This is a genomic window from Brenneria sp. L4-2C (genome assembly GCF_040240335.1).
Lineage (GTDB): Bacteria > Pseudomonadota > Gammaproteobacteria > Enterobacterales > Enterobacteriaceae > Brenneria.
In genome coordinates this window covers 796,608-817,586 of sequence record NZ_JBEIAC010000001.1, presented here as the reverse complement: position 1 = coordinate 817,586, position 20,979 = coordinate 796,608, and the positions used below count along the sequence as shown (strand labels likewise).

Genomic DNA, 20,979 nt, shown 5'->3' with positions numbered 1-20,979 from the left:
TCTTATGAAGCCACATCCAATGCCGCCCGTAAACGATACTGCCTCCGCTACCGAGATTATTTCCCGTATCGGCCAATTGACCCGTATGCTGCGCGACAGTCTGCGGGAACTGGGTCTGGACAACGCGATAGCCGAAGCGGCGGAAGCGATTCCGGATGCGCGCGATCGCCTTGATTACGTCGTCCAAATGACGGCTCAGGCGGCGGAACGGGCGTTGAGCAGCGTCGAAGCCGCGCAACCGCGTCAGAACCAGCTAGAGGCCGAAGCCAAATCCCTGAAGTCGCGCTGGGATGAGTGGTTTGAAAATCCCATTGAGCTGGCTGACGCGCGCGAACTGGTGACCGACACCCGCAAATACCTGGAAGAGGTGCCGGAACATACTTCATTCACCAATGCGCAACTGCTGGAAATCATGATGGCGCAGGATTTCCAGGATCTGACCGGTCAGGTTATCAAACGCATGATGGCTGTTATTCAGGAAATAGAGAAACAGCTGCTGATGGTGCTGTTGGAAAATATACCTGAAAAATCGGCGGAGCCGAAACGCGCCAATGATGGTTTGTTAAATGGTCCCCAGGTGGATAAAAGCGCGGCGGGGGTTGTTTCCAGCCAGGATCAGGTTGACGACCTGTTGGACAGTTTGGGGTTCTAGTTTTGTCGAACAAAACCGGCGTGTGCGGCGGCGATACCGCGTACACGTTGGTACGAGATTCACTCCCTGTCATTTCCGGCTATGCCTATGGTCGCTTTATCGGGCCGCACTCAGCCGAACCCTGTTTCTCTTGCGCGCCTGCGGCGACTATCCAGCAAAGAAACATAGGTTTTCCCCGTTGTTCCAGCCATAAAGTTTTTTCATATTTGTCATGCTAAGCAGCAAAATCCTCTCCTAAGTAGTCATAACAGGAAGCGGCATTGGCTGAAGATAGCGATCTGGAAAAAACAGAATCCCCCACTCCCCATAAAGAGGAGAAGGCTCGCGAAGAGGGGCAGATCCCCCGATCCCGGGAACTGAGCTCTATTCTGATGATGATGGCGGGGTTGGCCATATTATGGATGGGCGGGGAATCGATGTCGCGCAAGTTGGCCTTAATGGTTAGCCAGGGACTGTCTTTTAATTACGAAACCATCGGCGATGAGACCCAGATGCTGCGCCATATCGGCGTATTACTCAAGCTGGGGGCGATGGCGCTGATCCCCATTATGTTGGGGGCGGTGTTGGTCGCTTTATCCGCGCCGATGCTATTGGGCGGGGTATTGTTCAGCGCTAAATCAATCAAATTTGATTTAAAAAAGCTAAATCCGTTATCTGGTTTAAAACGGTTATTTTCGTCTCAGTCATTAGCTGAACTGTTCAAAGCGATATTGAAATCACTGATGGTGGGGATAGTAACGACATGGTTTTTATTGCATAACTGGCCAAAGATGCTGCATTTGATATCAGAGCCGCCGATGGCTGCGCTGGGGGATGCATTAGATCTGGCGGCAATTTGCGGCTTTCTTGTCATCATGAGTCTTGTGCCAATGGTGGCATTTGATGTGTTCTGGCAAATCTGGAGCCATATCAAAAAATTGCGCATGACCAAGCAGGAGATCCGTGACGAACATAAGGAAAGCGAAGGCGACCCGCATGTCAAAGGTCGCATTCGTCAACAGCAACGGGCCATGGCGCAGCGCAGAATGATGGCGGATGTACCTAAAGCCGATGTCATCGTCACTAACCCGACCCATTACGCCGTCGCATTGCAATATAATGAGAAAAAAATGAATGCGCCCAAAGTGTTGGCGAAAGGGGCGGGCGAAATCGCCGCGCGCATTCGCGAACTGGGCGCAGAGCATCGGATACCGATGCTGGAAGCGCCGCCGCTGGCTCGCGCGTTGTATCGTCATTCCGAAGTCGGACACCATATTCCGGCTGCGTTATATGCTGCTGTTGCAGAGGTTTTGGCTTGGGTTTACCAATTGAAACGCTGGAAGCGCGAAGGTGGATTAATCCCGAGAAAACCTAAACACCTACCGGTGCCGGATGCACTGGATTTTGCTAAAGAGAATACTGCTGATGGCTAATTTGGCCTCTATATTACGTTTACCGAGTAATTTTAAAAGCACACAGTGGCAAATATTAGCCGGGCCGGTTCTGATCCTGCTGATTTTGTCCATGATGGTGCTGCCGCTGCCGCCGTTTGTCCTGGATCTGTTATTTACTTTTAACATCGCGCTTTCCATCATGGTGCTGCTGGTCGCCATGTTTACCCAGCGTACGCTGGAGTTTGCCGCTTTTCCCACCATCTTGTTGTTCTCAACGCTGCTGCGGTTATCCCTTAACGTGGCGTCGACACGTATCATCCTGCTGGAAGGCCATACCGGAACCGCGGCGGCGGGACGAGTCGTTGAAGCGTTCGGCCATTTTCTGGTAGGCGGTAATTTCGCCATCGGTATCGTGGTTTTCATCATCCTGGTGCTGATTAACTTTATGGTGATAACCAAAGGCGCCGGACGTATCGCCGAGGTGGGCGCGCGCTTTGTACTGGATGGGATGCCAGGCAAACAGATGGCCATTGATGCCGATCTCAACGCCGGCTTGATTGGTGAGGAGGAAGCTAAAAAGCGGCGTTCTGAAGTAACGCAGGAAGCCGACTTTTATGGTTCGATGGACGGTGCGAGTAAGTTTGTGCGCGGCGATGCCATTGCCGGCCTGATGATTATGGTGATCAATATTATCGGCGGATTATTGGTCGGCGTTATTCAGCATAATATGCCGGTAGGTCAGGCTGCTGAAAGTTATACGCTACTGACCATCGGCGATGGCTTGGTGGCTCAAATTCCGGCGTTGGTTATTTCGACCGCCGCAGGGGTAATTGTGACGCGCGTCAGCACCGATCAGGATGTCGGCCAGCAGATGGTTACCCAGTTGTTCAACAATCCTCGGGTGATGGTATTAAGCGCGGCCGTACTGGGATTGATAGGCCTGGTGCCAGGTATGCCTAATTTCGTGTTTCTGCTATTCACGGCGACGCTGCTGGGACTGGCCTGGTGGATGCGCGGCGATCAACAGAAAATGCCGGCAGTGACCCCCGAACCTTCAGCCATGGAAAAGCATAAGGTGGTTGAGGCCAGTTGGGCGGATGTTCAACTGGAAGACCCGCTAGGCATGGAAGTGGGGTATCGACTGATTCCTATGGTGGATTTTCAGCAGGATGGCGAGTTGCTCGGCAGAATCCGCAGTATCAGAAAGAAATTCGCGCAGGAAATGGGCTATCTGCCGCCGGTTGTGCATATTCGTGACAATCTGGAACTTCAGCCGGCAAGCTATCGTATTTTGATGAAAGGGGTTGAGGTCGGTCACGGCGAGGCCTATCCGGGCCGCTGGATGGCGATTAATCCCGGTAATGCGGTAGGCGATCTCCCTGGCGAGGTAACCAAAGATCCCGCATTCGGACTGCCCGCCGTATGGATAGAAAGCGGAATAAAAGAGCAGGCGCAAACGCAGGGATACACGGTAGTCGAAGCCAGTACGGTCGTTGCTACGCATCTTAATCATTTAATTAGCATGCATGCCAGCGAACTGTTTGGACGGCAAGAAGCGCAGCAGTTGATGGATCGCGTCGCGCAGGAAATGCCGAAACTGGCGGAAGACTTTATTCCGGGCGTCGTGACGTTAACGACCTTGCATAAGGTTTTACAGAATCTACTGAGCGAAAACGTTTCGATTCGTGATATGCGAACCATTATGGAAACCCTGGCCGAACATGCGCCGGTGCAGCCCGATCCATACGAGTTAACCACCGTTGTTCGAGTCGCGCTGGGGCGCGCCATAACCCAGCAGTGGTTCCCGGGCGATGGCGAGCTTCAGGTCATTGGCTTGGACGGCTCATTGGAACGTTTGCTGCTTCAGGCGTTACAAGGCGGCGGGGGACTTGAGCCGGGTCTGGCCGACAGGTTGTTGGCACAGGCGAAACAGGCGTTGCAGCGGCAGGAAATGTTGGGCGCGCCGCCTGTGTTATTGGTCAATCACGCATTGCGCGGATTGCTGGCTCGTTTTCTGCATCGCAGTTTGCCGAATATGGCGGTGCTTTCTAATCTGGAAATCAGTGACCAGCGGCAGATCCGCATGACTTCGATTATCGGAGAGGCGCAATGAGATTTGCCCGGATAGCCGTCGCCGCACTCTTTTTCGTTGTTCCTGCCGCGGTTTTTGCTACGCCGGGCGCCTGGAATGCCAGTAAAAGAGGGGTCGTGCTGGAGCATCGCGGCGTCACCGCCTCTTCTCCCGCTTTTTTACCTAGCCCTAATATGGCGGTTGGCGTCGATAAGCGCGTTACCCTGATCTACTGGCGTTATGAGTCTTTGTCTCCTGAACCTGTCGGGTTGATTGTCCGGCTTTGCACGCTGCGGCGGTGTGTGAAGTTGGATGGCGCAAGCGGGCAGACGCGGGGCTTGAGCGGGGAACCCGCTAATAGTGAATTTCGCTTTATATACTACATTGAGGGCGGCGGAAGGCTTCACCGGGCGTTTAACGTAAACAGCATCAGCCTGGCGGTTAACTATAAGTGATAACGGCTATCGGAGAAGTGAATGTCTCTATACGGCAAGAGACATTCAGATGCTGATTTTACGGCCGGAATAATTGGCGCCTTTTGCTTGACCGTCCGGTCCATATAGCGACTGTCCGTGACGCGGCTTGAGTATTTCGAGCGCTTTATCAGTGTGGGAAATATGCTGATTGAGCAGCATGCCATTATGTTGATTTTTGTTTCGCAGACTTTTCGTTAGCTGCTGTATCTGTTGCCAGCGCTCTGCCAATGCTTCCATATCGTCATAAGGCGCCTGAAGTTTTTTCAATGATTCTTCTTCATGACGGCATGTCTCCAGATATTGCATTGTTGCCAACAGCGAACTTTTTTTCTCGGTCACTTGCTGAAGCGCGCTGCTATTGATGTGGCCGGCACAAAGCTGTGCTTGCTCATCCGACATAACCTGCTGTAGGTCATTCAGATTATGCAACAACTTATCCAGTATCGTTTGTAGTTTTTCCATCGTGATTAATTACTTGCTAAGAAGTCCTGAGTATCTTTGATTAACGCGTCAGCGATTTTTTCGACATCGATTTTCAGCGAACCATCACGAATAGCTTGTTTCAACGTTTCGACCCGATTCAGATCAATATCGCTGGCGCCAGGCTGCATCAACTTAGCCTGTGCATCGCTGAGTTTTACCTGCGTGGCGCTGATTTCAGTCTGCGCCTCGGTCTGTTTACGTTTGGGCTTGGATACCTCGCCCGGTTCGCGCTGCTGGACCTGACTGACGGGCTTCAGCGGCTGGGTACGATCAATACTCATAAAATCAATCCCTCTGAGATGAGGATAAAATAAGTTAATTATCAATCTGATACATGTAGCTCTAGGCTACGGTTCAGTTGGGAAAAATAAGGCCGACAACCATCTTGTGAATATCATCGGCAAATGGCAAAAAACCTTTAATAAATTACTGTGGAATAAGAATAATCCCATCCTCGCCGGCGACGCCGCTTATGACCTGACCTGATGCGGTTCTGACTCTGACCGACTGACCCACCGCCGCGTTATTCATCGCCTTACCCTCGCTGTTGATGGTAAAGCCTTCTCCCTGCGCAAAAACCTGCACGTTTTGTCCTGCCTTTATTATCCATGCTCTGCGCAGCATTGAGGCGGTTATTGGTTGTCCCGGCGTCAGATCGCGCAGGGTAATCGCGCCTTCCGCCTCGCTCAGCGTATGTATGGCGCGCGGCGGCAACTGGTCAAGGCGGCCTTTGGTCAGGCGTAAATCACGGTTTTCCAGTTTTGCTCCGCGATTGACGATACGGCTACTCACCACATAGTGTCCGGTTACCTGAACCTCGGTCTGGATGAATTTGCGCTGCTGACCGCAACGAACCGAAACGCTGATATTACCCCAGGTCCGCGTACTTGTCGGTAAGGATATTTGCGGCCTTTCGCACTGCGGCCACTGTGATTGCGGCGATTTAACCACGACCTTAACCGTCGTATTGGGGCTTGCTTTATAACGCGCGGAAAAAAATTCATTTATCTGTGTCGCAAGATCGGACGGGGCAGCGTGACCGAACGGCGATACTGACAAGCAGATCAGTAGCCATATGAGGTTACTTTGTCTTTTCATATGCGATCTCCAGATAACGGTATATCCGTGCGCCAGTGTAATGGCTTCCGCCTGAGGTTAAGGCAATAAATAGCGCCGCATTTTATGTCTATTCATTCGATGGCATTGCCATAATGAGAATTATCCTATCCGCTCTAAATTCTAACTTGCGGAGGGAGCATGCTCGATAAATTAAGCGCCTCGTTGCAGTTTCAACAGGAAGCGTTGAACTTGCGTGCCCAGCGGCAGGAAATTCTGGCCGCAAATATAGCCAATGCGGACACCCCTGGCTACCAGGCAAGGGATATCGATTTCGCCAGTCAGCTCAATAAGGTTATGGAACAGGGCCGTGCGGAAGGTACAGGTATTGCTTTAAAAACCACCTCTGTACGGCATATTCCCGCACAGAATTTCCAGCCGCCGGAGCTTGATCTGTTATACCGCGTTCCCGACCAGCCGGCATTGGACGGCAACACCGTGGACATGGATCGCGAGCGCACCAATTTTGCCGATAACAGCCTGAAATATCAATCCAGTCTGACGGTTCTGAGCGGTCAAATCAAAGGCATGATGTCGGTTCTACAGTCTGGCTCATGATAGTAACGTGATAAAAGGCAAGGTTTTATGTCGTTATTGAATATATTCGAGATTTCTGGTTCCGCGCTTGCTGCGCAATCGCAGCGTATGAACGTGAGCGCCAGCAACCTGGCGAATGCCGACAGCGTTACCGGCCCGGATGGAGAACCTTATCGCGCCAAACAGGTGGTGTTTGAGGTGAATGCGGCGCCGGGGCAGTCCACCGGCGGCGTGCGTGTCTCCGGCGTTGTTGATGATCCGTCGCCCGCTCGTTTGGTCTATGAACCAGGCAATCCTTTAGCGGATGCTCAGGGATATGTGCGTATGCCGAATGTCGATCCGGTGTCGGAAATGGTTAACACCATTTCAGCATCACGCAGTTATCAGGCAAACGTAGAAGTATTGAACACCACGAAAACGATGATGTTGAAAACGCTGACGATTGGACAATAAACCGGGGGAATGGCATGTCAATTACCGTTAACGATACGAGCTCGGCAACGCAAACAGCGGCCAGTTCGACAACGACGACAAACGGCACTAGCAGTGTCGATCTGCAAAATCAGTTTCTGACGCTGCTGGTTGCTCAGTTGCAGAATCAGGATCCCACCAACCCGATGGATAACGACCAGTTGGTCAGTCAGTTGGCGCAGATTAATACCGTAAGCGGTATTGAAAAACTGAATACGACGCTGGGGTCTATCTCCGGTCAGATCAATAACAATCAGTCGTTGCAGGCAACGACCCTGATTGGCCATGGCGTGATGGTGCCCGGAAGCGAGGTGTTGGTCGGGAGTGAGACGACTACGCCGTTCGGACTGGAACTGGAGCAAGCGTCGGACACGGTTACGGCAACGATTACCGATAGCACCGGCAAAGTGGTACAGACTCTGGATCTGGGCGCGTTGTCCGCCGGCGTCCACTCTTTTAACTGGGACGGCAAGACCTCGGACGGCACAGTCGCGCCGGATGGCGCCTACACCGTGTCTATCGCCGCCAGCGCCAACGGCGCTCAGCAGGTGGTGCAACCGCTGAATTATGCGCTGGTCAACAGCGTGACCAACAGCGATTCCGGCGCATTGCTGGATCTCGGCCTGCGCGGTAAAGCCTCGCTGGAAGATGTCCGGCAGATCCTGTAACAGTCATCGAACGCCATAGTATTCCAGCGCGACGGTATGACTGGAATACGGTGTAATCAATTTATCTGGAGAGAGTAACATGGGTTTTTCACAGGCGGTCAGCGGATTAAACGCCGCATCCAATAACCTGGATGTCATCGGCAACAACATCGCCAACTCGGCAACGGTAGGATTCAAGACCGGTACGGTATCTTTTGCCGATATGTTCGCCGGCTCTAAAGTCGGGATGGGGACCCAGGTCGCCGCCGTGATGCAGGATTTCAGCAACGGTACGGTCACCAGCAGTTCGCGCGCGCTGGATATCGCCATCAGCGGCAGCGGTTTTTTCCGCGTCCAGGATACCAACGGTTCTGTTTATTACAGCCGTAACGGTCAGTTCACGCTGGATAGCGCCCGTAATATCGTCAATATGCAGGGCATGCAGTTGACCGGCTATCCGGCGACGGGTACGCCGCCGACCATTCAGCAGGGGGCCGATCCCGTCGGGCTGACTATTCCGGAAGATGCCATGGCCGCTCAGGCGACCACCGTGGCTTCCATTATCGCCAACCTGAACTCTTCCGATGCGGTCAAGACCTGGGATGAAGCCAACGCGGCTGACACCTCCAACTATAAAGGTGCGATCACCACCTACGACAGCCTGGGTAACGCCCATGAGTTCGCACTCTATTTCGTCAAAACGGGCGACAATCAGTGGAGCGCGTACGCAAAAGATACCAGCGACAGCACCTCTGATTACCAGAAACTCGATCTTGAGTTCTCCAGCAACGGCGCGGTGACGACGCCGGGGCCGTTTACGCTGGCCATGAATTCGCTGAACGGTTCGGCGGCAAGTACGTTTACGCTGAACTTCGCCGGCAGCATGCAGCAAAACAGCGATAGCAACACCAAAGCGCCGACCCAGAACGGTTATGCGCCCGGTGAACTGACCGGCTACAGCATTAATGACGACGGCACCGTCGTCGGTACTTATTCCAACGAGAAACAACAGGTTCTGGGGCAGATTGTATTAGCCAACTTCTCCAACCCTGAGGGGTTATCTCCCGAGGGCGATAACGTCTGGTCGGCGACCGATAACTCCGGGCAGGCGGTGGTTAACCTGGCCGGCACCGGCAACCTGGGTAAGCTGATCGGTCAGGCGACGGAAAGCTCCAACGTCGATATGAGTCAAGAGCTGGTTAATATGATTGTGGCTCAGCGCAACTATCAGGCCAATTCGCAGACCATCAAAACGCAGGATGCCATTCTGCAAACGCTGATCAGCCTGCGTTAATTGTTTTAACGGAGATATTGCATGGATCACGCTATTTACACGGCGATGGGCGCGGCCAGTCAGACGCTGGAACAGCAGGCGGTTACCGCTCACAATCTGGCCAATGCGTCGACGCCGGGTTTTCGCGCTCAACTTTCGGCGCTGCGCGCAGTGCCGGTAAATGGGTTGTCTTTACCCACCCGCACGCTGGTTGTCGCCTCGACGCCCGGCGCGGATATGACGCAAGGGGTAATGGACTATACCGGTCGGGCGATGGATGTCGCCCTTGCGAAAGACGGTTGGCTGGCCGTTCAGGCGGCGGACGGCAATGAAGCCTATACCCGTAACGGTAATATCGAGATCAATGCCGACGGTCAGTTGATGGTCCAGGGGCATTTGGTGCAAGGTGACGGCGGACCGATTGAAGTTCCTCCTCAGGCTCAGATCACGATTGCGTCAGACGGAACCATCTCCGCATTGAACGCGGGCGATCCGCCAAACACCATCGCTCAGCTCGGGCGTTTGAAACTGGTACAGGCGACAGGGCAGGAAGTGACGCGCTCTGATGATGGCCTGTTCCGTCTTACGCCAGAGGCGCAACAACAACGCGGCAACGTGCTGCCTAACGATCCGACCATGCAAGTGATGCCCGGCGTATTGGAAGGCAGTAACGTCAACCCGGTTGATACCATGGTGGATATGATCGCCAACGCCCGCCGCTTCGAAATGCAGATGAAAGTGATCAGCAGCGTCGATGATAATGCCCAACGCGCTAATCAGATATTAGCAATGAGTTAAGCGCCAAGCGCGCACAGGAGTGACTAGATGATCCGTTCTTTGTGGATTGCGAAAACCGGTCTGAACGCCCAGCAAACCAATATGGATGTTATTTCCAATAACCTGGCAAACGTCAGCACCAACGGTTTTAAGCGTCAGCGTGCGGTGTTTGAAGATTTGCTGTATCAAACTGTTCGCCAGCCGGGCGCGCAGTCATCCGAGCAGACAATGCTGCCTTCTGGCTTGCAGTTAGGCACTGGCGTTCGTCCGGTATCGACCGAACGTATACATACTCAGGGGACGTTCTCGGAAACGGGAAACTCCAAGGATGTGGCGATTAGCGGGCAGGGTTTTTTCCAGGTGCAGTTGCCGGATGGCACCACCGCCTATACCCGCGACGGCTCTTTCCAACTCGACGGCAACGGGCAGTTGGTGACCTCCAGCGGTTTTCAAGTGCAACCGGCGATCACCATTCCCGCCAACGCCATCGAAATGACGATTGGCCGCGACGGTATTGTCAGCGTCACCCAGCAGGGCCAGACCGCCGCGACGCAGGTGGGTCAATTAACGCTGACGACCTTTATCAATGATAGCGGGCTGGAAAGCATGGGTGAGAATTTGTATCTGGAAACCGAGAGCTCCGGCGCGCCGAATGAAAGTAATCCGGGTCTCAACGGCGCCGGTTTATTGCGTCAGAAGTATGTCGAAACCTCGAACGTCAACGTGGCCGAAGAGCTGGTTTCCATGATTCAGACCCAACGTGCTTATGAGATTAACAGTAAGGCGATTTCATCTTCTGACCAAATGTTGCAGAAGCTGACCCAGCTGTAATAAGTCATGGTAAAAAAGGGTAACGGCATGGCGCGTTCAGAATATCCGGCGAGAGCGTTCAGTGTCGCTGTTACCCTATGAATATCTTGAAATATTTTTACTTTAAGGCGATATCCGTAGTGATGATGAATGCAAAGTCGGTTGCTATCCAACAATTCCGCCGACCTCGTCCGTTGGTCTTGTTCATGATGTTGACACTCAACGGCTGCGCCTATATTCCACACGATAAAGTGGTGACTGGTCCGACAACGGCTCAACCGACTTCGCTGGTGATGACTGCGTCTAACGGATCTATTTTTCAGACGACTCAGCCGATGAACTATGGCTATCAGCCGATGTTTGAAGATCGCCGGCCGCGTAATGTGGGAGATACCCTGACCATCGTGTTGCAGGAAAACGTGAGTGCCAGCAAGAGTTCGTCGGCCAACGCAAGCCGTGATGGGTCATCCACTTTTGGCCTCGGCACCACGCCGCGTTATCTGGAAGGCCTGTTCGGCAATAACCGGGCGACGCTGGATGCATCGGGAACCAATGAGTTTAGCGGTCAGGGCGGGGCGAATGCCAACAACACATTCAGCGGTACGATAACCGTTACCGTTAATCAGGTTTTACCGAACGGCAACCTGAATGTGGTGGGTGAAAAACAGATTGCGATCAATCAGGGAACTGAATTTATCCGTTTTTCCGGCGTGGTGAATCCCAGAACCATTAGCGGCACTAACTCTGTGCCATCAACGCAGGTTGCCGACGCGCGTATAGAATATGTGGGCAACGGTTATATCAACGAAGCGCAAAACATGGGCTGGTTGCAGCGGTTCTTCCTTAATGTTTCTCCGTTCTAAGTTAATAAAGAGGCGCCTGATGCGGATTACTTCATTTTTCACCGTTCTGTTTGCCCTGCTGGCGCTGACCAGTATGCCCGTTTCGGCAGAGCGGATTCGCGATCTGGTGAGTGTCCAGGGGGTGCGTGATAACGCACTGATTGGTTACGGATTAGTGGTAGGGCTTGATGGGTCGGGTGACCAAACCATGCAGACCCCCTTTACGACTCAGAGCCTGAATAACATGCTTTCCCAGTTGGGAATTACCGTCCCGACCGGAACCAATATGCAGCTTAAGAATGTCGCAGCGGTAATGGTTACGGCAAAGTTGCCGCCGTTTGCCCGCGCCGGGCAAAACATTGACGTCGTGGTCTCCTCAATGGGGAACGCCAAAAGTCTGCGTGGCGGTACATTGTTGATGACGCCATTAAAGGGCGTTGATAACCAGGTTTATGCATTAGCGCAAGGCAACGTACTGGTCGGCGGCGCAGGCGCCGCCGCCGGCGGCAGCAGCGTTCAGGTTAACCAGCTTGCCGGCGGTCGCATCAGCAACGGCGCGATTATTGAGCGTGAATTACCGAACACGTTCGGCTCGACGAATACTATCATGCTGCAACTGAACGAAGATGATTTTACCATGGCGCAACGCATCAGCGACGCCATCAATCGTTCTGGTCTTAGCGGCAGCGCGACGCCGTTGGATTCACGTACCGTCCAGGTCATGGTTCCACATGGCAATAGTTCGCAGGTGCGTTTCCTGGCGGATGTTCAAAATATCGAAATCAATATGGGCGTACAGGACGCCAAGGTAATTATTAATTCCCGTACCGGCTCGGTGGTGATGAACCGCGACGTCGTACTGGATAGCTGCGCCGTTGCTCAGGGCAATCTATCGGTGACGATCAACCAGCAGGCGAATGTCAATCAGCCCGATACGCCATTCGCCGGCGGGCAGACGGTGGTTACGCCACAAACTGAAATCGCCGTCCAGCAGAGCGGCGGCGCGTTGCAGCGCGTTAACGCTAGCGCCAATTTGAATAATGTGGTGCGTACGTTGAACTCGTTAGGCGCGACGCCAATGGAACTGATGTCCATCTTACAGGCAATGCAAAGCGCGGGTTGTCTGCGCGCCAAGTTGGAAATTATCTGATGAGCAACGATGTGCAAATGCAGAGCAGCGCCGCTTATGACGCTCAGTCGCTGAATGCGCTCAAAAGGCAGGTGGCCGGTAATCCTCAGAGTCAGGAAGGGATCCGGGCGGTGGCTCAACAAATGGAAGGCGTTTTTGTCCAGATGATGATGAAGAGTATGCGCGCCGCGTTGCCGCAGGACGGGCTCTTCAGCAGCGAGCAGACGCGTCTTTTTACATCCATGTACGATCAGCAAATCGGTCAACAGGTCGCAGGAAAAGGGTTGGGACTGGCCGATGTGATGGTTCGGCAACTGTCCGGCGGGCGAACCGCGCCGACCGAGCCCAAAGCGTCCGCGCCATTAACATTTGACCGCGTCGCGGTGCAAAACATGCCGGCGGCGGCGGTCGAGCAAATTGTACGTCGCGCCATGCCCAGACTGCCTGCGGAAGGCTCCGCTCTGCCGCTGTCCAGCGATAACTTCGTTTCCCGCCTGTCGATCCCGGCGCAAATGGCCAGTCAGCAAAGCGGCATTCCCCATCACTTGATTATTGCCCAGGCGGCGCTGGAATCAGGCTGGGGACAGCGTGAAATTCCCACCGAAGACGGGCGCCCGAGTCATAACCTGTTCGGCATCAAGGCGGGCAGCCGTTGGGATGGCCCGGTGACGGAGATAACCACGACGGAATATGAACAAGGGGTGGCGAAAAAGGTCAAGGCCAGTTTCCGGGTTTACGACTCCTATACGGAGGCTATCGCTGATTATGTGAAACTGCTGACGCAAAATCCCCGTTATGCCAATGTGGCGAATGCCGGCAGCGCCGAGCAGGCCGCTCACGCCTTGCAGAATGCCGGTTATGCCACCGATCCGCAATACGCTAAAAAGCTGGTCGGCATGATTCAGCAGATGAAAAGCGCGGGTGAAAAAGCGGTCAAAGCCTATACCCATGATTTAAGCCAACTGTTTTGATTTTTCTTTTAAGTTTTGCCGTTTCCGGTCGATAACTTATTCAGGCAAAGCGAGTGTGGCATAGCCATTCGCGGCACATTTATTTAATAAGCGCACGGCATTTCGTCAACGCCTTGTGTACAAGGAACTTCCACATGTCCAATTTGATTAATACCGCGATGAGTGGCTTAAAAGGCGCTCAGGCGGCGCTGAGCACGGTGAGTAATAACATCAGTAATCAGGCCGTGACAGGATACAGCCGACAGAATGTGCTGCTGTCACAGGCGGTAAGCACCAGCACCTCAGCCGGTTATATTGGCACCGGCGTGAATGTGGTCGGCATTAACCGCGAATATAATGATTTCATTTCGACGCAATTACGTTCTGCGCAAACGAAAAGCAGTTCAATAAACAGCTATTACGAACAAATCTCCAAGATTGATAACTTACTGGCGGATAGCACCACCAGCCTTTCGACAACGTTGCAGGCTTTTTTTACCAATTTGCAGAGCCTGACCAGTAATGCGGGCGACTCATCGACCCGTCAGACTGTGCTGGGCAAGGCAGAGGGATTGGTCAATCAGTTCAAGGTGACCGATAAATATCTGAAGGACACCGCCGAGGGGCTGAATACGCAAATTCAGAGTACGGTCGGACAGATCAACACCTACGCCAGTCAGATTGCCGAGTTGAATAACCAGATTACCCGCCTGACGGGAGCGAATCAGGGCCAGGCGCCGAATGATCTGCTCGATCAGCGCGATCAATTGGTCAATGAGCTGAATAAACTGGTGGGTGTCGATGTCGCCGTTCAGGATGGCAGCGTTTATAACGTTACGCTCAAAAACGGCCTCAATCTGGTGCAGGGAACACGTAACAATGAGCTGGTCGCGGTCAGTTCCAGCAGCGATCCTGCTCGTATTACGGTTGGTTATAACGACAAGATTGCCGGTGTCAGCGAAGTCAGAGAAAGCGCAATCACAGGCGGCTCCCTCAGTGGCTTGCTTTCCTTCCGTTCCGAGACGTTAGATAACGTCGGCAACCAACTGGGCCAGATGGCTTTGGCCTTTGCCGATGCGTTTAATACCCAGCATAAGGCCGGATACGACCTGAATGGCGAGGTCGGTGAGGACTTTTTCTCGTTTGGCGGCGCCTCGGTGCTGAAAAACTCGGCAAATACAGGGAGTGCGGAACTGAGCGCCGGCTATACGGCGACAAATGAAGTCAAAGCCTCGGATTATACGATCAAATACGACGGCGCCGACTGGCAGGTTACCCGCATCTCTGATAATGCCACCTTCACCGCCGCCGTCGACACCTCTGATTCCAGCCTGAATTTTGATGGATTGAAGGTGACGATTTCAGGTACACCTTCCGCCAACGATAGCTTTACGCTGAAACCGCTGGCCAACGTTATCACCAATATGAGCGTCGCCATCACGGATTCCAGTAAAATCGCCGCGGCTTCCGTCAAGCTGGATGAAGACGGCAATCAGGTGCTGGATAGCAACGGAGACCCGGTATTTGGCGGCGCCAGCGACAATACGAACGCCAAGGCGTTATTGGCGTTACAGAGCGAAAAAGTCATTGAGGGTAAATCCACCCTGACCAGCGCTTATGCCAGCCTGATTGCTGATGTCGGCAACCAGACGAGCACCCTGAAAATCAATAATACGTCGCAATCCGGCGTCGTGACCCAGCTTACTGCCGAGCAGCAATCAGTGTCCGGGGTGAATCTGGATGAGGAATATGGCGAGTTGATGCGTTATCAACAGTATTACCAGGCAAATGCCGCCGTTATCCAAACCGCATCAACCATTTTTGATGCTTTGTTATCGATTCGTAGTTAACCCACTGCTTAGAAAGAGGAATTGATACCATGCGCTTAAGCACCAGCATGATATATCAGCAGAATATGCAAGGCATATTGAACGGTCAGTCTGTCTGGCAGAAAAGCGGTGAGCAGCTTTCTACGGGAAAACGCGTTGTTAATCCATCGGATGATCCCATCGCCGCCGCCCAGGTGGTAATGCTCGGTCAGGCCGAGTCGGAAAACAGTCAGTATACGCTGGCGCGCACATTCGCCAGGCAGAGTATGTCTTTGGAAGAGTCAGTGCTGACAAAAGTTGCGGACTCCGTTATCGCGGCAAGCACTCAGGTTATCAGCGGCGGCGGGGTGAAAAGCGATGATGATCGTCAGTCGCTGGCGACGGAGTTGCGCGGCATCAAAGCGCAACTGCTGAATATGGCCAACAGCACCGACGGCAACGGCAATTATATTTTTGCCGGTTATGAAACCGAAAGCGCGCCGTATGTACAGGGGACGAGCAGTGTGGACTATGTCGGCGGATACCAGGCTATTGAGCAACAGGTTGATGCCGCGCGCTTAATGACCATCGGTCATATCGGATCGGCGGTGTTTAACGGCGTAACGGGTGATGCGCAAAAAGAGCCTGACGGCAGCGTGCAATCCGACCTGTTCGCGACGCTGGATCTGGCGATCGGCGCCCTTGAAACCCCGCTTGACGGCGCCGATGACGCCACCAAAGCCGCGGTTACAGCGGCAATGGACACAGCCGGCCGTGGTTTAACCAACGCATTAAACAATGTTTCCTCCGTGCGTGCCGAACTTGGCGTTCAGCTTAATGAGCTGGATAACCTGGATTCTATCGGCAGCGACCGGACGCTGGCCAATAAGACCGCGCTGTCTCAGCTGCAAGATACGGATTGGTATGATGCTATTTCAACTTATACGATGCAGCAAGCCTCGTTGAATGCGTCTTACCAGGTGTTTAATAATATGCAAACCATGTCTTTGTTTCAGTTAAATAAATAGCGTCCGCATCATCCGGGCGCAACGGATTTGAATACGCTTAAACCGGGCGTATTTTTTGGGCATGTCACCTTGATGAAGATGACATGCCGTTTTTTTATTCTATCCGTTTGAATCCTCTCCCCCGATTTAACGTCACCGCCGCACCCGGCAAAAATACCGTTAGCTAATCGTCAAAATCGAGGTGGCGGGGCTATCGGCAGGTAAAAAGCGATGCTCAGGAGGTGGATAACTGGGTGAGAACGTCGGCCAATAAATCGAAAACTTCGCTGAATAAACGTTCCGTGAATGGGGCGAGCAACGGAATCAACAGACCGAGCGTCATGATGCCCACCGTTAACGTGACGGGGAAGCCGACAACGAAAATGGAGAGCTGGGGGGCAACGCGATTGAGGAGTCCCAACGAAAGGTTGATGGTCAGCAGCAGGGTTACGATCGGCAATGCCAGCATCAATCCATTGATGAAAATCAATCCGCCGGCACGGGCAATGGCCAGAAAAGCATGGCTGTTTAACGGCGTGGCGCTTATCGGTAAGGTATAAAAGCTATCGGCCAGCAGTGAAATCAGCCAGAGGTGTCCGTCAAAGGTGAGGAAAAGTAAAATCGCCAGGATGTTAAGAAAGCGGGCCAATACTTGCATATTCGGACCGCCTGTCGGGTCAAAAAAAGTGGCGAACGCCAACCCCATTTGCAGCCCGATCAGTTCTCCCGCATGGCGGACCGCGGCGAACGCCAACTGCATGGAGAGTCCTAATGCGATACCGATTAAAATCTGTTGAATCAATACCCATATACCAATCACTGAGAAGATAGGCGTGTCATTCAACGGCAAATAGGGCGCTACAAGCAGGGTAATAAACAGCGCCAATCCGATTTTTACCCGATTGCTGATCGATCGTTCATTGAATACCGGAGCGGTGCTGATAAGCGCCAGGATCCTGACAAAAGGCCAGAAAAACTGACTGACCCAGTTAAGCATGTCCCAACTATTAAACGTCAGCATGTTTAACCGATGATGTAGGGAAGCTGGCCGAACAGGGTACGCATATAGTCCAGCATAAGATTTAACATCCAGGGGCCGGCAATAACCAGCGTAAAGAATACCGTCAGGATTTTAGGGATAAACGACAGCGTCATTTCGTTTACCTGCGTCGCCGCCTGCAACAAACTGATAATCAAGCCGCTGAGCAGCGCGGATAACAGCGGAGGCGCCGCCAGCGCCAGTGCAATTTTCATGGCTTCATAGCCAAGCGCCATTACTGATTCTGGCGTCATTTTAGCGTTCCTCTGTCAAGCGAATGCAATATGCGGATATGTCTATTTCCGGTAGTCAACACCGCTAACTGTAAAAACTTTGAGCGAGCGAGCCGAGCAGTAATTGCCAGCCGTCTACCAACACAAACAGCATCAGTTTGAAGGGAAGCGATATGGTGGCTGGCGGCACCATCATCATCCCCAGCGCCATCAGAACGCTGGCAACTACCAGGTCGATGATCAAAAACGGAATAAAGACGGTAAAGCCAATCTGGAAAGCCGTTTTCAACTCGCTGGTGACAAACGCCGGCAATAAGACGCGCATCGGCACTGCTTCCGGCCCCTGTATCTGCGGGATTTCCGCGAGTCGGGTGAACAACGCCAGATCGGATTCCCGCGTTTGGCGCAGCATAAATTCCCGCAATGGTTCCGCTCCGCGCTCAATGGCCAGTTCCATACTGATTTGATCCTGACTGAATGGAACATAGGCTTCTTCATAGACGCGGTTCAATACCGGCGACATTACGAAGAACGTCAGGAACAGCGTTAATCCCAGCAGCACCTGGTTAGGCGGCGCCGTGGGAGTGCCAAGGGCGTTACGCAACAGACTGAGGACAATGATGATGCGGGTGAAACTGGTCATCATCAACAACGCGGCGGGAATAAAGGTCAGCGAGGTTAAAAAAACCAGCGTCTGTACCGGCAGCGTCCAGCTCTGTCCGCCGTTCGCCAGCGGTTGGGTGACGATCCCGGGTAGCTGCGCCCACACCGAAGGCGTCAAAAACAGTAATCCGGCGGTTAATACATAGCGCAGAGAACGGTACAACACGGGGCTGAACGATTGACGAGATAACACGGTCATGCCGATTTTTCCGGACGTTTGAGAACTTTTTTGAATAATTGCTGAAAATCAAGCGGCTTAATGACGCCGGACGACGTACTGCCGTTATCAATCGGTTGCGCCGGCAAGGTATGCAGCGGCGTAACCTGTTGCGCGGTAACGCCCAGCACCAGCCAGGTGTCGTCAACTTCCACAATAACCACGCGCTCACGCTGCCCGACCGGACAACTGGAGACCACTTTCAACAACTTATTCTGTTTTGCCTGCGGGGCAAAGCCGAGTTTGCGCACCAGCCAGGCAATAAACAAAATAAGTAGCAATATTCCGCCCAGGACGCTGCCGACCTGAGTCAACAGCATGCTGCCGGTGAGCGGCGGCTCGGCCGCCAGCGTAGATGGCTGACCTGTGGTCGCGCTCTGGGTGGACGGCGTCTGGAGCGTGGTCATCAGCGACTCAGACGGCGCATACGTTCGGACGGCGTGATGATGTCCGTAATACGTACGCCGTACTTATCGGCGACCACCACCACCTCGCCCTGCGCGATCAGATAACCATTAATGAGAATATCCAATGGTTCGCCCGCCAGTCCGTCGAGCGCGACGACAGAACCTTGAGATAATCTCAGCAGCTCTTTGATGGTCATTTTGGTGCGACCCAGTTCGACAGTCAGTTTTACCGGGATATCCAGGATCAAATCGATATCCTGCAACGAGCCGATGGACTCCTGACCTTCCAATGTCTTAAATACGCCTTCCGTCGTCGCAGCGCTTTTTTCCGCAGTCTGTTGCTCGTTGAATGCATCAGCCCACAGATCGTCCACTGATTCCTTGTCGTCGGACGGTTTCTTGGTGTCACTCATTGGGCTGTTCCTCATTATCCAGAGAATTCAAAATTGGGTTAATCAAGTGTTCAACACGTAAGGCATACTGCCCGTTGAGCGTGCCGTACTGGCTAGTCAGAACCGGTACGCCGTCGACATGGGCGATCAGGCGTTCTGGCTTATCGATAGGTAAAACATCGCCTGGTTTCAGTTGCAAAACTTTGGATAAGCGCAAAGGGATATCGACAAAATTCGCCACCAGTTCGAGTTCGGAATGCTGTACCTGTTTAGCTAATGTTTCCCGCCAGCTCTGGTCTTCCAGACGCGAATTTTCCAGCGGCGGGTTGGCCAGTAACTCACGCAACGGTTCAATCATGGAGAAGGGAATGCAGATATTAAATTCGCCGGTCAGCGAGCCGATCTCGACATGGAACGGCGTTGTGACCACTATGTCGTTAGGCGAGGTCGTTATGTTGGTGAATTTAACCTGCATTTCCGAACGAACGTACTCTACTTCCAGCTTGTAGATGGCATTCCAGGCGTCGCTGTAGGCCTCAAGAGCCAGACGCAGCATACGTTTGACGACGCGCTGTTCCGTGTGAGTGAACTCCCGACCTTCCACTTTTGTCGGGAATCTGCCGTCGCCGCCGAACAGGTTATCCACAGCGATAAAGACCAGACTGGGGGAAAAAACAAACAGCGCCGTGCCGCGCAATGGCTTCAGATGCACCAGATTGAGATTGGTCGGTACGGGAAGATTTCTCGCAAAATCGTGATAAGGCTGAATTTTAATGGGGCCTACCGTGATGTCGGGACTACGGCGCAGGAGGTTAAACAAGCCCATCCGGAACTGACGGCCGAAACGTTCATTAATAATTTCCAGCGCATGTAAACGTTCACGGATGACTCGACGCTGCGTATTGGGATCGTAAGGTCTCACGTCCCCATCTGAAGATTTAGTCGACGCGTTGGCATCAGCGGCGCTATCGCCGCTGTCGCCATTTAATAGCGCGTCTATTTCTGCTTGAGAAAGAATGCTATCGCCCATAATGATTATCGCAGTATAAAGGCAGTGAACAGGACATCAGTAACCACCTGATTCGGTTGACCGGGGATCAATGGCGGGCTTAACACTTGTTTGATATTTTCTATTAATTTCTGTTTACCCTGTTCGTTTGCAAGCTCAGTCGCATTCTGACGGGACAGAAGCAGCAGCAAACGACTGCGGACCTCGGGCAGATAATTATTGAACCGAGTGCGGGTCGCCTCATCCGGCAAACGCAAGGTAAAGCCAACGTATAACACGCGATCGGGATCGTTATCCGCATTGACTAAATTAACAGTGAACGTGTCCAGGGGCATGAACACGGGTTCGGGCGGCGGTGGCGCCTCCTGTTCAGCGTTCGCGGCGTTTTTCTGATGCAATAGCCACCAGCCAACACCCGCAGCCCCGGTGGCTACAAGAGCAACGATAATCAGTAGTATTAACCAGAAAGAGCTTTTTCGTCCCGGCCGGACTTGTATATCAGACATAGCCAAAGAGAGTTCCTGTTACTTATTGATATTTATTACTGATGCAAACCAATAATAAATACATCATGTTAATGATTATCTCGTCTATTCA

Annotated in this window: 25 protein-coding genes; 15 read left to right on the top strand and 10 right to left on the bottom strand. The window is 52.9% G+C overall.

Annotation, left to right across the window (positions count from 1 at the left end; genetic code table 11):
- Positions 1-4: 4 nt before the first annotated feature.
- From cheZ to ABRZ26_RS03815, 4 genes are all read left to right on the top strand, one after another.
- Positions 5-652, top strand: a complete 648-nt coding sequence (gene cheZ, locus ABRZ26_RS03830) for a protein phosphatase CheZ (protein ID WP_319602892.1) — start codon at positions 5-7, stop codon at positions 650-652.
- 260 nt (positions 653-912) lie between these two features.
- Positions 913-2,064: a flagellar biosynthesis protein FlhB gene (gene flhB, locus ABRZ26_RS03825; protein ID WP_319602891.1), complete on the top strand. Its 1,152-nt coding sequence runs from the start codon at positions 913-915 to the stop codon at positions 2,062-2,064.
- Positions 2,057-4,138 carry a flagellar biosynthesis protein FlhA gene (flhA, locus tag ABRZ26_RS03820; RefSeq protein WP_319602890.1) on the top strand — a complete coding sequence of 694 codons (2,082 nt, stop codon included), beginning with the start codon at positions 2,057-2,059 and terminating at the stop codon, positions 4,136-4,138. Before flhB ends, flhA begins: the two co-directional genes overlap by 8 nt.
- Positions 4,135-4,551, top strand: a complete 417-nt coding sequence (locus ABRZ26_RS03815) for a flagellar protein FlhE (RefSeq protein ID WP_319602889.1) — start codon at positions 4,135-4,137, stop codon at positions 4,549-4,551. Before flhA ends, ABRZ26_RS03815 begins: the two co-directional genes overlap by 4 nt.
- Positions 4,552-4,596: 45 nt before the next feature.
- On the opposite strand, the gene ABRZ26_RS03810 is transcribed toward ABRZ26_RS03815, so the two are convergent.
- The 3 genes from ABRZ26_RS03810 to flgA form a co-directional block, all read right to left on the bottom strand.
- Positions 4,597-5,034 carry a flagella synthesis protein FlgN gene (locus tag ABRZ26_RS03810; protein ID WP_319602888.1) on the bottom strand — a complete coding sequence of 146 codons (438 nt, stop codon included), beginning with the start codon at positions 5,032-5,034 and terminating at the stop codon, positions 4,597-4,599.
- Positions 5,035-5,039: 5 nt separating this feature from the next.
- Positions 5,040-5,336, bottom strand: coding sequence for a flagellar biosynthesis anti-sigma factor FlgM (flgM, locus tag ABRZ26_RS03805; protein ID WP_319602887.1), 297 nt, complete (start codon positions 5,334-5,336; stop codon positions 5,040-5,042).
- A gap of 145 nt (positions 5,337-5,481) precedes the next feature.
- On the bottom strand, positions 5,482-6,153 hold the full coding sequence (gene flgA, locus ABRZ26_RS03800; protein ID WP_319602886.1) for a flagellar basal body P-ring formation chaperone FlgA: 672 nt from the start codon (positions 6,151-6,153) through the stop codon (positions 5,482-5,484).
- 159 nt (positions 6,154-6,312) lie between these two features.
- Here flgA and flgB point away from each other — a divergent pair, with 159 nt between their 5' ends.
- The 11 genes from flgB to flgL all read left to right on the top strand — a co-directional run bounded on the left by flgB (position 6,313) and on the right by flgL (position 16,443).
- Positions 6,313-6,729 (top strand): flagellar basal body rod protein FlgB, encoded by a 417-nt coding sequence (gene flgB / locus ABRZ26_RS03795; RefSeq protein ID WP_319602885.1) that lies wholly within the window; start codon positions 6,313-6,315, stop codon positions 6,727-6,729.
- Positions 6,730-6,756: 27 nt separating this feature from the next.
- Entirely contained in the window at positions 6,757-7,161 is a 405-nt protein-coding gene (gene flgC / locus ABRZ26_RS03790) for a flagellar basal body rod protein FlgC (RefSeq protein ID WP_095834298.1), read from the top strand.
- Positions 7,162-7,175: 14 nt separating this feature from the next.
- Entirely contained in the window at positions 7,176-7,847 is a 672-nt protein-coding gene (gene flgD / locus ABRZ26_RS03785) for a flagellar hook assembly protein FlgD (protein WP_319602884.1), read from the top strand.
- Between the two features lie 79 nt (positions 7,848-7,926).
- Positions 7,927-9,120 (top strand): flagellar hook protein FlgE, encoded by a 1,194-nt coding sequence (gene flgE, locus ABRZ26_RS03780; protein ID WP_319602883.1) that lies wholly within the window; start codon positions 7,927-7,929, stop codon positions 9,118-9,120.
- A gap of 21 nt (positions 9,121-9,141) precedes the next feature.
- Positions 9,142-9,897 (top strand): flagellar basal body rod protein FlgF, encoded by a 756-nt coding sequence (locus ABRZ26_RS03775; RefSeq protein WP_319602882.1) that lies wholly within the window; start codon positions 9,142-9,144, stop codon positions 9,895-9,897.
- A gap of 27 nt (positions 9,898-9,924) precedes the next feature.
- The gene (gene flgG, locus ABRZ26_RS03770; RefSeq protein WP_319602881.1) at positions 9,925-10,707 is read left to right on the top strand and encodes a flagellar basal-body rod protein FlgG; all 783 of its coding nucleotides are present in this window, start codon (positions 9,925-9,927) and stop codon (positions 10,705-10,707) included.
- A gap of 125 nt (positions 10,708-10,832) precedes the next feature.
- A complete protein-coding gene (flgH, locus tag ABRZ26_RS03765; RefSeq protein WP_319602955.1) occupies positions 10,833-11,549 on the top strand; it encodes a flagellar basal body L-ring protein FlgH in 717 nt (238 codons plus the stop codon).
- Between the two features lie 19 nt (positions 11,550-11,568).
- Complete coding sequence (locus ABRZ26_RS03760) at positions 11,569-12,678, top strand: flagellar basal body P-ring protein FlgI (protein WP_319602880.1); 1,110 nt, start codon at positions 11,569-11,571, stop codon at positions 12,676-12,678.
- Positions 12,678-13,628, top strand: coding sequence for a flagellar assembly peptidoglycan hydrolase FlgJ (gene flgJ, locus ABRZ26_RS03755; protein ID WP_319602879.1), 951 nt, complete (start codon positions 12,678-12,680; stop codon positions 13,626-13,628). The genes ABRZ26_RS03760 and flgJ overlap by 1 nt, the downstream gene beginning before the upstream one ends.
- 134 nt (positions 13,629-13,762) lie before the next feature.
- On the top strand, positions 13,763-15,457 hold the full coding sequence (flgK, locus tag ABRZ26_RS03750) for a flagellar hook-associated protein FlgK (RefSeq protein WP_319602878.1): 1,695 nt from the start codon (positions 13,763-13,765) through the stop codon (positions 15,455-15,457).
- A 29-nt stretch (positions 15,458-15,486) separates the two neighbouring features.
- Entirely contained in the window at positions 15,487-16,443 is a 957-nt protein-coding gene (gene flgL, locus ABRZ26_RS03745) for a flagellar hook-associated protein FlgL (protein ID WP_319602877.1), read from the top strand.
- A gap of 214 nt (positions 16,444-16,657) precedes the next feature.
- Here the strand turns inward: flgL and fliR are convergent, their stop codons facing one another.
- The 7 genes from fliR to fliL all read right to left on the bottom strand — a co-directional run bounded on the left by fliR (position 16,658) and on the right by fliL (position 20,888).
- Entirely contained in the window at positions 16,658-17,443 is a 786-nt protein-coding gene (gene fliR / locus ABRZ26_RS03740) for a flagellar biosynthetic protein FliR (RefSeq protein ID WP_319602876.1), read from the bottom strand.
- A gap of 2 nt (positions 17,444-17,445) precedes the next feature.
- Complete coding sequence (gene fliQ, locus ABRZ26_RS03735; protein ID WP_319602875.1) at positions 17,446-17,715, bottom strand: flagellar biosynthesis protein FliQ; 270 nt, start codon at positions 17,713-17,715, stop codon at positions 17,446-17,448.
- A gap of 64 nt (positions 17,716-17,779) precedes the next feature.
- On the bottom strand, positions 17,780-18,556 hold the full coding sequence (fliP, locus tag ABRZ26_RS03730; protein ID WP_319602874.1) for a flagellar type III secretion system pore protein FliP: 777 nt from the start codon (positions 18,554-18,556) through the stop codon (positions 17,780-17,782).
- On the bottom strand, positions 18,553-18,981 hold the full coding sequence (fliO, locus tag ABRZ26_RS03725) for a flagellar biosynthetic protein FliO (RefSeq protein WP_319602873.1): 429 nt from the start codon (positions 18,979-18,981) through the stop codon (positions 18,553-18,555). The genes fliP and fliO overlap by 4 nt, the downstream gene beginning before the upstream one ends.
- A complete protein-coding gene (gene fliN / locus ABRZ26_RS03720) occupies positions 18,981-19,394 on the bottom strand; it encodes a flagellar motor switch protein FliN (RefSeq protein ID WP_319602872.1) in 414 nt (137 codons plus the stop codon). The genes fliO and fliN overlap by 1 nt, the downstream gene beginning before the upstream one ends.
- On the bottom strand, positions 19,387-20,403 hold the full coding sequence (gene fliM / locus ABRZ26_RS03715; protein ID WP_319602871.1) for a flagellar motor switch protein FliM: 1,017 nt from the start codon (positions 20,401-20,403) through the stop codon (positions 19,387-19,389). Before fliM ends, fliN begins: the two co-directional genes overlap by 8 nt.
- 5 nt (positions 20,404-20,408) lie before the next feature.
- On the bottom strand, positions 20,409-20,888 hold the full coding sequence (gene fliL / locus ABRZ26_RS03710; RefSeq protein ID WP_319602870.1) for a flagellar basal body-associated protein FliL: 480 nt from the start codon (positions 20,886-20,888) through the stop codon (positions 20,409-20,411).
- Positions 20,889-20,979: the final 91 nt, after the last annotated feature.